This is a genomic window from Marinomonas vaga, assembly GCF_055388305.1.
Map to the genome: position 1 here is coordinate 274,333 of NZ_AP043903.1, position 11,927 is coordinate 286,259.

At 48.6% G+C, this 11,927-nt stretch carries 10 protein-coding genes; 3 read left to right on the forward strand and 7 right to left on the reverse strand.

The window, feature by feature from the left end; all coding sequences use genetic code 11:
* Positions 1-65: 65 nt before the first annotated feature.
* Positions 66-521 (forward strand): MarR family winged helix-turn-helix transcriptional regulator, encoded by a 456-nt coding sequence (locus ACZ5DR_RS01255; RefSeq protein WP_377364671.1) that lies wholly within the window; start codon positions 66-68, stop codon positions 519-521.
* A 75-nt stretch (positions 522-596) separates the two neighbouring features.
* On the opposite strand, the gene ACZ5DR_RS01260 is transcribed toward ACZ5DR_RS01255, so the two are convergent.
* The 7 genes from ACZ5DR_RS01260 to glyA form a co-directional block, all read right to left on the reverse strand.
* Entirely contained in the window at positions 597-1,976 is a 1,380-nt protein-coding gene (locus ACZ5DR_RS01260) for an L-serine ammonia-lyase (RefSeq protein WP_377364669.1), read from the reverse strand.
* Between the two features lie 190 nt (positions 1,977-2,166).
* Positions 2,167-3,033: a formyltetrahydrofolate deformylase gene (gene purU, locus ACZ5DR_RS01265; protein ID WP_377364666.1), complete on the reverse strand. Its 867-nt coding sequence runs from the start codon at positions 3,031-3,033 to the stop codon at positions 2,167-2,169.
* A gap of 57 nt (positions 3,034-3,090) precedes the next feature.
* Positions 3,091-3,741, reverse strand: a complete 651-nt coding sequence (locus ACZ5DR_RS01270) for a sarcosine oxidase subunit gamma (RefSeq protein WP_377364664.1) — start codon at positions 3,739-3,741, stop codon at positions 3,091-3,093.
* Positions 3,734-6,757, reverse strand: a complete 3,024-nt coding sequence (locus ACZ5DR_RS01275) for a sarcosine oxidase subunit alpha (protein WP_377364662.1) — start codon at positions 6,755-6,757, stop codon at positions 3,734-3,736. Before ACZ5DR_RS01275 ends, ACZ5DR_RS01270 begins: the two co-directional genes overlap by 8 nt.
* Before the next feature lie 11 nt (positions 6,758-6,768).
* On the reverse strand, positions 6,769-7,053 hold the full coding sequence (locus tag ACZ5DR_RS01280; protein ID WP_377364660.1) for a sarcosine oxidase subunit delta: 285 nt from the start codon (positions 7,051-7,053) through the stop codon (positions 6,769-6,771).
* 15 nt (positions 7,054-7,068) lie between these two features.
* Positions 7,069-8,322 carry a sarcosine oxidase subunit beta family protein gene (locus ACZ5DR_RS01285; RefSeq protein WP_377364658.1) on the reverse strand — a complete coding sequence of 418 codons (1,254 nt, stop codon included), beginning with the start codon at positions 8,320-8,322 and terminating at the stop codon, positions 7,069-7,071.
* A gap of 60 nt (positions 8,323-8,382) precedes the next feature.
* The gene (glyA, locus tag ACZ5DR_RS01290; protein ID WP_377364656.1) at positions 8,383-9,645 is read right to left on the reverse strand and encodes a serine hydroxymethyltransferase; all 1,263 of its coding nucleotides are present in this window, start codon (positions 9,643-9,645) and stop codon (positions 8,383-8,385) included.
* Between the two features lie 245 nt (positions 9,646-9,890).
* On the opposite strand from glyA, the gene ACZ5DR_RS01295 reads away from it, so the two are divergent.
* Together ACZ5DR_RS01295 and ACZ5DR_RS01300 are read left to right on the forward strand one after the other, a co-directional pair.
* A complete protein-coding gene (locus ACZ5DR_RS01295; RefSeq protein ID WP_377364654.1) occupies positions 9,891-10,946 on the forward strand; it encodes a GlxA family transcriptional regulator in 1,056 nt (351 codons plus the stop codon).
* 14 nt (positions 10,947-10,960) lie between these two features.
* Positions 10,961-11,896: a LysR family transcriptional regulator gene (locus tag ACZ5DR_RS01300; protein ID WP_377364652.1), complete on the forward strand. Its 936-nt coding sequence runs from the start codon at positions 10,961-10,963 to the stop codon at positions 11,894-11,896.
* Positions 11,897-11,927: the final 31 nt, after the last annotated feature.

Here is an 11,927-nt window from a genome sequence, read left to right on the forward strand (position 1 = left end):
CCAATATGCTTCCTTGTATTACAATAACGTGCTCAGAGTTTGAGCCAGAATAGTAGGAAAAACGTATGCAAGACGATGATAAGAAAAACGACCCAAGTGTCGACTTTGGTGTACTTAACGAGTTTTTAGGATACCGCTTACGTCGTGCGCAAATGAACTTCTTTACCAAATTCAATGACGTTTGCTCTGATCTTGGTATCAGCCCTGGATTATTTGCAGTGTTGGCGATCGTAGAACGTAATCCAGGACTTACTCAGACAGCTGTCGCGCAAGCGCTGGGGAATGACAGATCCGCTATGGTTGCAGCCGTGGACAAACTTGAAGGCAAAAACCTGTTGGAGCGTCGTCCCGCGAAAAACGACCGACGCTCATACGCCTTATTTATGACCGATGAAGGTCAAGTATTCTTCAAAACACTGTGTGACCGCGTTACAGCTTATGAAAATCAAATGGCCAAACGTTTGCAAAACGAAGACGAGAAACGCTGGTTACTGGATATTCTCGAACGCCTAGCGGAATAACATAACCCATTCATATTTGACACAAAAAAAGCGCTGCCAAATGGCAGCGCTTTTTTATTGAGCCAAGCTTATCATCTAACACTCAATTGCGTTCACCGCTAGACCACCGCGAGACGTTTCTTTGTACTTGTCTTGCATGTCTTTGCCGGTATCACGCATGGTGCGAATCACTTTATCTAGGGAAATAAAGTGCTCGCCATCGCCTCGTAATGCCATTTGAGTCGCGTTGATGGCTTTCATCGCAGCGATTGCATTACGTTCGATACAAGGAACTTGCACTAAGCCACCCACTGGGTCACAGGTTAAGCCTAAGTTATGCTCCAGGCCGATCTCTGCGGCGTTTTCCACCTGTTGAGGCGTACCGCCCATCACTTCACACAGACCTGCCGCAGCCATGGCACAAGCTGAGCCAACTTCGCCCTGACACCCTACTTCGGCACCAGAGATAGACGCATTCTTCTTACACAGGGCACCGATCGCAGCCGCTGCCAATAGGAAGTCCACAACGTTTTTCTCACATGGATTTGGAATAAACTCCATGTAGTACATGAGTACAGCTGGGATAATCCCTGCCGCACCATTGGTTGGCGCCGTCACCATGCGGCCGCCCCCAGCATTTTCTTCGTTCACGGCTAAGGCATATAAGTTGACCCAATCCATAGCACTCAAGGTGGAGCTAATAATATTAGGTCGTGTCGCTCGGATGAGAGACTTATGCAAACTCATGGCACGGCGGCGAACGTTTAAGCCGCCTGGCAAAATGCCTTCTTTGTGCAGACCATTGGCGATGCAATCTTTCATTGCCCCCCAGATGTCCATCAAACCATCACGAATCTCTTGTTCTGAGCGCCAGACTTTTTCGTTTTCCATCATCAACTCGCTGATGCTCATTTTGTGTTCGCGACACAAATTAAGGAGTTCAACGGCATTATTGAAGTCGTAAGGCACATCTACTTGAGGGACTAGATGAGCATCCGCAGTGGCTTCGGATTCATCAATGACAAAGCCGCCACCAATGGAGTAAAAGGTATTGTGATACAAAACATCACCCGCCTCATTGTAAGCGGATAAACGCATGGCGTTGGGGTGATATGGCAAGGCTTCTTCAAGCAACAGCATATCTCGCTCCCAAACAAATTCGATATCACGACCTGGAGCAAGGGTAAGGCGCTGGTTTGCCATTAAAGCGCCAATGCGTCCGTTGACACATTCAGGATCGATACTGTCCGGACGCTCGCCCATTAACCCCATGATGATTGCGTTGTCAGTGCCGTGGCCTTTGCCCGTTGCACTGAGTGAACCAAATAGCTCAACTGATACGCGGCTCGTATCATTGGTGAGCTTTCGGTCTAACAACGCTTGGGCAAAATCGGCCGCCGCAGCCATAGGGCCAACGGTATGGGAGCTCGAAGGCCCGATGCCAATTTTAAAAAGATCAAATACGCTGATAGACATGATGCCTCCAGAGAGTTTCCTATTGGAAACTTATTTAACGATTGGAAACAAATACAGATAATTAACCCAAATTACAAGTATTTGATCGCACTGTGAGATCTTGCAAGTCTGCTAAGTTCATTTAGGCGATAAAACATTTGGGTTACATGGGGGGATAACCAAAAAAATAGCGCCGAAGCGCTATTCTGTTTTAGCGACCAAATACGACAGTTCTCTTGCCATTCAAAAAGACACGCTTTTCTACGTGATACTTCACTGCATTAAACAGGGTTACACGTTCGATATCTTGCCCCTTTGCGACCAAATCTTCTGGATAATGTGCATGGTCTACCGTTTGAATACCTTGGGCGATAATTGGCCCTTCGTCCAAGTCGTTATTCACGTAATGGGCAGTTGCGCCGACCATTTTCACACCCTTTTCCCATGCTTGGTGATAAGGGCGAGCGCCTTTAAAACCTGGAAGTAAAGAGTGGTGAATATTGATAGCACGGCCATCTAGGTAGTTACACATCTCAGGTGACAGCACCTGCATGTAACGGGCTAAAATAACCAGCTCAGCATCATATTTCTCGATCAGCTCAATCACTTGAGCCTCTTGCTGGGGCTTAGTATCCGCAGTGATTGGCAGGTGGTAGTAAGGAATACCATGCCATTCTGCCAAAGGCTCTAGATCGGGATGGTTGGAGATGATCACAGGGACTTCAATGTTTAGCTGGCCCGTACGGTAGCGGTACAACAAGTCATTTAAACAATGATCATATTTAGAGACCATAATCGCCACACGGGGGCGATGGTTCGGCTCCGTCAGAGCCCACTCCATTTCAAACTGTTTTGCCTTTGGGCCAAACTCAGCACGGAACTCATCTGCACTGAAATCCGCAGATTGCGGAAAGAATTCAATACGGATAAAAAAGCGGTTGGCTTCACGGTCATCAAACGAGTGGATTTCATCAACGTAGTTTCCAGACTCCGCCATAAAGCGTGTGACGACGTCTACTGTGCCGATAACACTTGGGCAGCTCGCGGTAAAGATCCATGGTTTAGTTGTTGATTTCATTGGACGCTCTCTCGATATGAGGGCTGACCAAAACGGTCAGCCCGGAGTAGGAAGGAGTTAAACTTCGACCACAAGGCCGTATTCACGGCTTGCATCTTGTAGCCATAGCCACAGGTAATCTGCAAAGCTACGACGCACAACTAACTCATATTGGTCTTCGCCAGCACGGCGAATCACTGCACTGCTTTTGGCAAATACAGTAGAAACCACTTTACCTACTGGGAATTCACTTGGGTGAACATCAATTGGCGTTGATTTCTTCAATACATCTCGCACATTCGCACCAGACAACAAGAAGATGGTGTTACCGCCACTTACGTTCACTAGCTGATAGTGGCCAGATACTTGTGCTTGAAAAGCTGCCTCTAAATCGAACGCTTTCAAGCCTGGTACAACGACCAACCACTCATCAGGGGAAATCCAGCGAACAGATACTTCACCGCTTTCAACAGACGTTAAAGGCTGTGTTGGCAACTCAACCCCTAACACTTTTTCAGCACTGGCTTTCAGCTCTGCGTTCTCAGCATTCAGACGTAGTGTTAGCAAGCCTTTCAATTTGTCTTCTTTAAAGACCACACCACCCGCTTTAGGGCCTTTTTTCGCCATAGTGGCGAGGTCTGCATGGTGCAGTGGAGATTGCGCTTCGATGGAAGCGTCCGCTAATTGGTCCATTACCACTGTTAATGGTGCTTCAGTCACATCAGACATTTTGACGCTCCCCTTTTGGATCTAGGAAAATAGGGCTGCAAATTTCAGCTTCGATGGTGCGGCCATCAGCAAGTGGGTAGTAAACTTTTTCACCCATCTTATCTAGACCACCCTTCACAAAGCCCATCGCGATGGAACGACCTAGGTTGGCACTCCAGTAGCTTGAGGAAATGTGTCCCACCATTGGCATTGGGATTGGCGCTTTAGGATCGAACACCCCTTGAGCACCTTCTGGCAATACCACGTTTGGATCAATGGTCTTGATACCTACCATTTGCTTACGCTCTGCACGAACACAGTCTTCACGCTGCATACCACGCTTACCAATGAAGCTAAATGGTTTGTTCATAGACACTGCCCAGCCCATGCCCAAGTCGTATGGGTGTACTGAACCATCTGTATCTTGACCCGCAATGATGAAGCCTTTTTCAGCACGTAAGATGTGCATGGTTTCTGTGCCGTAAGGTGTTAGGTTGTATTTTGCACCGTGCTCGAACAATTTTTCCCATACATGCAGACCGTAGTTTGCTTGTACGTTGATCTCAAAAGACAGCTCGCCAGTGAAAGAGATACGGAACACACGTGCTGGCACGCCTGCGACTTTCATAGGTTTCCAGTCCATGAATTTGAAGGCATCTTTGGACACGTCTTCGTTTTCATCGATCAATTCTTCAAGCAGCTTGCGGCTGTTTGGACCAGAGATGGTCATAGTTGCCCAGTGATCAGTAACAGAAGTGAAGTACACTTCTAGCTCTGGCCATTCTGTTTGGTGGTAAAGCTCTAACCAGCTCAATACACGAGCGGCACCGCCGGATGTTGTTGTCATTAGGAAGTGGTTTTCCGCTAGACAAGACGTTACACCATCGTCGAAGACCATGCCGTCTTCACCTAGCATCAAGCCGTAACGACATTTACCCACTGCCAATTTAGCCCAAGCGTTAGAGTAAACGCGTCCTAGGAATTCACGGGCATCTTTACCTTGGATGTCAATTTTACCTAGGGTAGATGCATCCAAAATGCCAATCGATTCACGGGTTGCAACACATTCACGGTCTAGGGCTTGCTGCATGGTTTCACCGGCTTTCGGGAAGTACCATGGACGTTTCCATTGGCCCACATCCTCAAATTTCGCGCCGTTTTCCACATGCCACTTGTGCATTGCGCTGTAACGCTCAGGATCGAACAAGTCACCACAATCACGGCCAACAATGGCACCAAAGGTGATAGGTGTGTAGTTTGGACGGAAAATCGTCGTACCCGTTTGTGGAATGGTTTGATTCAATACTTTCGCAGCAATCGCCATACCATTGATGTTACCCAACTTACCTTGGTCAGTACCAAAGCCCATTGCGGTGTAACGCTTAACGTGCTCGATGGACTCAAAACCTTCACGACACGCAAGCTCGATACCCGCAGCAGTCACATCGTTTTGGTAATCCACAAACTGCTTAGGCGCTTGGGACGTTGGTTTAGAGTGCGGCACATGGTACAGGGCCATGGACGCACCGACTTTCAAATCTTGCGTTGCAGGTAAGGCAACATCGACAGCACTCATACCCAGTTTCGCCAGAGCATCAAGACCGGCTTTCAAACCTTCAGATAGCGCACCTTCAGTAGAGAAAACGCCATTGATAGCACCAGCTGTTAATTGATGCTGTACGGTTTCACCTGGTAAGAAACCAAGCACTTCATCGTTCCAAACTGGACGTGCACCAGTATGGCAAGATAAGTGAATAACTGGGCTCCAGCCGCCTGATGTGGCAACGGTATCAGCGCTGAGTTTTTTCACTGCACCGGAAACAGAATTGCCGTCTTCGCTGATGCTGGCAACAGACACACCTGTTACGCGTTTACTGCCCTGTACGTCGATCACTGCACAACCTGTCATGACCGTAATACCACGCTCACGGGCAGCGGCAATCAAATCGCCAGATGGATTCTTACGAGTATCAACGATGGCTTGTACTTTGCGACCCGCATCGTGCCAATCAATAGCCGTCTGATAAGCGTTGTCGTTAGTGGTCATCAGTACCAGCTCATGACCAGGTACAACACCGTAACGGTTGATGTAAGTAGAAACAGCGTTTGCCACCATACATCCAGGCACATCGTTATTACCGTAAACCAATGGACGCTCGTGGGCGCCAGTAGCCAATACCACCCATTTTGCACGAACACGGTGGTAACGAGCACGTACTTGTCCGTTTGGCGCACGATCTGCAATGTGATCTGTGCAACGTTGATGGATCGTTAGGAAGTTGTGATCGTGGTAGCCGTTAACCGTAGAGCGAGGCAATACCAATACGTTTTCATTGGCTTCCAGCTCTTTAACCACTTCAGCAACCCAAACAGACGCGGCTTTACCGTCTAGGGTTTCTTTGCTGCTTAGTAGGCTGCCACCAAATTCGTTTTGCTCATCTGCGATGATGACGCGCGCGCCACCACGGGCCGCCGCTAGAGCTGCCGCTAGACCAGCAGGACCTGCACCGACCACCATTACATCACAGTGTTGGTTCATCTTGTCATAGATGTCTGGGTCTACTTCTTTTGGAGAACGACCTAAGCCCGCTGCTTTACGGATGTAAGACTCGTAGGTTTCCCACATGGATTTTGGGTACATAAAGGTTTTGTAGTAAAAACCTGGAGGCATCATCTTGCCACCGATTTTACCTACTAAGCCCATTAGGTCGGTTTCAACGTTCGGCCAGCCGTTGGTTGAGCCAGAAACTAAGCCTGCGTACAACTCTTGTTGTGTTGCACGTACGTTTGGTACTTGCGTCGCTTCAGTCGCACCAATCTGCATGATGGCATTCGGCTCTTCAGCACCTGCTGCAACGATACCGCGCGGACGGCTGTATTTAAAACTACGGCCAATGATGTCTACGCCGTTCGCCAGTAATGCTGACGCTAGGGTATCCCCATCAAAGCCTTGGTAAGATTTACCATTGTAAACAAAGGACAGTGGCTTAGAACGGTCAATGCGGCCACCGCTTTTTAAACGATTCTTCTGTGACATGTCTGCGCTCCTCAGTCTGCCGTAACCGTTGGCTGTTCGCCAATTTTGTACACTTCTTTGATTTCGTAAGTCTGGGTGTGACGAGTCACGTTAAAAAACTTACGGCAACCAGCAGCATGTACCCAAAGTTCGTGGTGCAGACCACGAGGGTTTTTACGGAAGTACATGTAGTTACCCCACTCTTCGTCGGTGCAAGAGTCTGGGTCTAGAGGGCGCGCAATGTGCGCCTGTCCGTTGTTGTGAAATTCCTCTTCTTCACGGTATTCACCACAGTGCGGGCAATAAATATGGAACATGTTAACTCTCTCCCGTTAGTGAGCTACGCCGGCTGCGCCATGCTCATCGACAAGCGCACCGTTGTGGAATCGGAACATAGAGAATGGCTTCGCCAACTCATGCATTTCACCTTTCGCCAAAGACGCGGCAAACACGTTGCCAGAGCCAGGCGTTGCCTTAAAGCCACCGGTACCCCAACCACAGTTGAAGAACAGGTTTTTGATCGGTGTTTCAGAAATGATCGGACACGCATCAGGACAGGTATCCACAATACCGCCCCACTGACGGTTCATGCGAACACGGCTGAAGATCGGGAACATTTCTACAATCGCTTGGATAGTGTGCTCGATGGTGCCGTAGGATCCACGCTGGCCATAACCTGTGTAGCCGTCGATACCTGCACCGATGACCAAGTCACCCTTGTCAGACTGAGAGGCGTAACCGTGTACGTGGTTAGACATAACAACTGTGTCTAGGATTGGTTTGATTGGCTCAGATACCAAAGCTTGTAGAGGATGCGACTCAAGAGGCAGTTCAAAGCCAGCCATGCCAGCGATCACGCTAGAGTTACCCGCGACCACAGAACCTACTCGGTCAGCCATGATGTCGCCGTAACGATTGGTCTTAACACCAGTGATGGTGCCGTCTTCGATGATCAAGTCCACCACTTCCGTCTGTTGAATCAAATCAACACCGTGGGCATCTGCGCCACGGGCAAAGCCCCATGCCACCGCATCGTGACGCGCCACACCTGCACGTGGCTGCCAAGAAGCACCCATCACTGGGTAACGAGCGTTACCAGAGCAATCCAAAATCGGAACGATTTCGTTAACTTGTTTCGCGTCCAACACTTCACCGTCAATACCGTTTAGACGGTTAGCGTTTACACGGCGTTCAATGTCACGCATGTCTTGTAGGGTATGACCCAAGTTCAAACAACCACGCTGAGAGAACATAACGTTGTAGTTCAAGTCTTGAGACAAACCTTCCCAAAGTTTCATGGCGTGCTCGTACAAGTGCGCCGCTTCGTCCCATAGGTAGTTAGAACGAACGATGGTGGTATTACGTGCTGTGTTACCACCACCAAGGTAGCCTTTTTCAATCACAGCAACGTTAGTAACGCCAAACTGCTTTGCAAGGTAGTAAGCGGTCGCTAGGCCATGACCGCCACCACCGATGATGATGACGTCATACTTTTTCTTCGGTGTTGGGTTGCGCCAAACTCGCTGCCAATTTTCATGATGGCTAAGACTGTGTTTTAACAGGCCGAATCCGGAATAATGCTGCATTATGTCAGCTCCTTATCATGGCAGACCTGACTCAGCAGGACTGCATACAAAGTGGTAAAACTAGCGATAGACTGGGTAGTCGGCGCAAAGCGCTTTTACTTGCTCTTTCACTGCGGTGATTTTGTCTTCTAGTGCTTCTGGTTGGTTTAGTACATCCAACAAATCAGCAATCCAACCTGCTAATAGCTCACACTGAGCTTCTTTGAAGCCGCGGGTCGTCACTACCGGAGAACCAATACGTAGACCAGAGGTGACGAATGGAGATTGCGGGTCACCCGGTACAGCGTTTTTGTTTACTGTAATGTTCGCACGTCCCAATGCCGCATCGGCGTCTTTGCCTGTTAGACCTTGCTTGATAAGGCTTAGCAAGAATAGGTGGTTATCCGTACCGCCTGATACCACGTCATAACCGCGTGCTACGAACACGTCAGCCATAGCGTTGGCGTTCTTCACGACTTGCGCTTGGTATTGTTTGAACTCTTCGCTCAAGGCTTCTTTGAACGCCACCGCTTTCGCCGCGATCACGTGCATCAATGGGCCACCTTGACCACCAGGGAAGACAGCAGAGTTCAATTTTTTCTCTAGCTCGTTGTCACGGGAAATGATCAAACCACCACGTGGGCCACGTAGGGTTTTGTGTGTTGTGGTTGTCACAACATCCGCAAATGGCACTGGGTTCGGGTAAAGACCCGCTGCTACTAAGCCTGCTACGTGGGCCATATCCACAAACAGGTAAGCGCCCACTTTATCGGCGATTTCACGGAATTTTGCCCAGTCAACGATACGTGAGTAAGCAGAAAAACCTGCAACAATCATTTTAGGCTTATGCTCAAGAGCCAAAGCTTCCACTTGGTCGTAATCGATTTCGCCAGTGGTTTCGTTTAGGCCATATTGCACCGCGTTGTAAATCTTGCCAGAGAAGTTCACATGGGCACCGTGAGTCAAGTGACCACCGTGAGCCAAGCTCATACCCAAGACTGTATCACCCGGTGCACACAATGCCATGTACACCGCAGCGTTCGCTTGTGAACCAGAGTGAGGCTGTACGTTTACGTACTCAGCGCCAAACAAAGCTTTAGCACGGTCAATTGCTAATTGCTCCACCACGTCAACGTATTCACAGCCGCCGTAGTAACGCTTTTCTGGATAGCCTTCAGCATACTTGTTGGTCAACACTGAACCTTGTGCTTCCATCACGCGTGGGCTGGTATAGTTCTCAGAAGCAATCAGCTCAATGTGCTCTTCTTGACGAACTGCTTCTTTTTGCATCGCTGCCCATAGTTCAGCGTCGAAATTCTCTACCGTATCTGACTTGTAAAACATCTCACTCTCCGGAAAAAACAACCTACCCACTCATACTATGAAAAGGGCCTTTCAGCGACATTCCAGATTGCGTCACATTAATGGTTATTTACGACAGCAAAGTGTCATAACTAGGCAATTGATTTGTCATAAAAGAACCTAGTTTTAACCGTCCCTTGAACCCTTGCTAGGCTTACTTTAGGGCGCCATTTGGCATACACTTGCACAATTAATGACGAAATCCTGATTTGGAATGCCGTTCTGCCATGAGCCAACCCACACACAAAAAAAGCTTTAGCCCCTCAAATGTTGACTCCAATCACGCCCATGTAAAAAAGGTCGAATCCAGTAACCAGCCCATCATGATTGGTTTCGTATTGTTGGAGAACTTTTCCATGGTGGCCTTTACTGGCGCGGTGGATGCTCTGGTAACCACTAACCTTGTGCAGACAGAGAAGCTATTTGATTACCGCACCATTGGGGTCGGCAGTAACACCATCACCAGTGATTTAGGCATTGATATTTCAACTGGTTCAACGGTTTGCGAGCAAGTAGAAGCCAGCCAGAAAAATTTTGATGTGATCATTGTGTGTGGCGGCTACCGCTGTAAGTTGGAAGAGCAGCCGCAACTAAGTGAGTTTTTAAAGGCATCCCAACGACAGGGGTTATATCTTGGTGGTCTGTGGAATGGGGCCATCTCTTTGGCCCATGCGGATGTGTTACAAGGGGCACGTATTGCCGTGCATCCAGACAATCACCCCTACGTAAAAGAGCACTTTCAACAGATCGCCATTGCCTCAGAAACCTCCCTATTGGACGGCAAGATTCTGAGCGGCGCAGGCCCAGTCAGTGCCCTCGCCATGATGTTAACCCTTGTGGAGCATTTCCAAGGCAACCGTATTGCCCGAGCGGTAAAAGAAATTCTGACCTGTGATCAGTTTTCAGAAACCTCCGTGACTCCGATTATCGAAACCACTGACGATCAAAAATACCCTGAATCCCTGCGCAAGGTATTAGAACTGATGCGCAACAACATTGAAGAACCTTTAACCCTTGAAGAGTTGCTTCATTACGCCAACGTCTCCCGTCGCCAGCTAGAGCGTTTATTTCAAAATAATCTTGAAACCAGTCCATCACGTTATTATTTAGAGCTGCGCATTACCTATGCTCGCCGCTTGCTACAACAAACCAACAAGCCGATCATAGACATTGCCATTGCCAGTGGTTTTGTCAGCTCAAGCCATTTCAGCAACTGTTTTAAAGATTATTTTGGCACGGCACCCAGTAACTTCCGCAAGAAGATCAGCAGCCCCAGCAATTAAGTTAAGGAGTCACCTTGGCCAGCAAACCCGGCATTGGACAAATCAGCGACACGGATATTCGCACCCTTAGAATCTTCAAGGCCGTGGTGGAATGTGGCGGCTTTTCCGCCGCCGAAGTAGAGCTTAATATCTCCCGAGCCGCCATCAGCATCGCCATGTCGGATCTAGAGACACGTCTTGGCTTTAAGCTCTGTCAGCGGGGACGTTCGGGGTTTGCTTTAACGAACGAAGGCACGCAGGTTTATAGCTACACCTTGCAGCTGATTTCTTCTATTGAAAACTTTCGTACCAGTGTGAACGCCCTCCACGCCAATATGAAGGGAGAGCTCAACATAGGCATCACAGACAACTTGGTGACCATCCCTCACATGATTATCACCCAAGCCCTGTCTAAGCTAAAAGAACGTGGCCCAGACATTCGTATTAACATTCGCATGATTCCTCCAACGCTGGTTGAACAAAAAGTACTGGATGGCCAACTTCATGTAGGCATAGTGCCCGAATTACGAGTCATCAGTGGCCTGCACTACCGTCCTCTGTATCAAGAACAGTCCCTGCTTTATTGTGCTCGTAATCATCCCTTATACGAGATGAGCCAAGCTGAACTAGAAAGCGTCGACTTGTCGGAATTTGATGCGGTGATCCCCGCCTATGCGCAAACCGCTGAAATCAAAGCGCACCACCAAATGCTTAAAACAGGGGCCACCGCCACTGACCGAGAAGGCATCGCATTTTTGATACGCACGGGTAAGTTTATTGGCTACCTACCAGATCATTTGGCCGCCACTTGGGAAGACAAAGGGGAATTTCGACCTATCCTGCCAGAGAAATACCGCTACCTAACCACTTTTTCCGCTGTGACTCGTAGCTCCCACATCCCCAACATGATTCAAGACACCTTCATTGAACTGGTTGATAAACTGAAACAAAAAAGCCCCGCTGATCAATGATCAACAGGGCTTTCTCAGTTTGAAAATCGAG

Bases quoted from the DNA above. Each gene is read 5' to 3' on its own strand.
- ACZ5DR_RS01260 (WP_377364669.1), bottom strand. From the start codon at position 1,976: ATGTCTATCAGCGTATTTGATCTTTTTAAAATTGGCATCGGGCCTTCG.
- ACZ5DR_RS01295 (WP_377364654.1), top strand. From the start codon at position 9,891: ATGAGCCAACCCACACACAAAAAAAGCTTTAGCCCCTCAAATGTTGAC.
- ACZ5DR_RS01285 (WP_377364658.1), bottom strand. From the start codon at position 8,322: ATGCAGCATTATTCCGGATTCGGCCTGTTAAAACACAGTCTTAGCCAT.
- ACZ5DR_RS01255 (WP_377364671.1), top strand. From the start codon at position 66: ATGCAAGACGATGATAAGAAAAACGACCCAAGTGTCGACTTTGGTGTA.
- ACZ5DR_RS01280 (WP_377364660.1), bottom strand. From the start codon at position 7,053: ATGTTCCATATTTATTGCCCGCACTGTGGTGAATACCGTGAAGAAGAG.
- ACZ5DR_RS01270 (WP_377364664.1), bottom strand. From the start codon at position 3,741: ATGTCTGATGTGACTGAAGCACCATTAACAGTGGTAATGGACCAATTA.
- glyA (WP_377364656.1), bottom strand. From the start codon at position 9,645: ATGTTTTACAAGTCAGATACGGTAGAGAATTTCGACGCTGAACTATGG.
- purU (WP_377364666.1), bottom strand. From the start codon at position 3,033: ATGAAATCAACAACTAAACCATGGATCTTTACCGCGAGCTGCCCAAGT.
- ACZ5DR_RS01275 (WP_377364662.1), bottom strand. From the start codon at position 6,757: ATGTCACAGAAGAATCGTTTAAAAAGCGGTGGCCGCATTGACCGTTCT.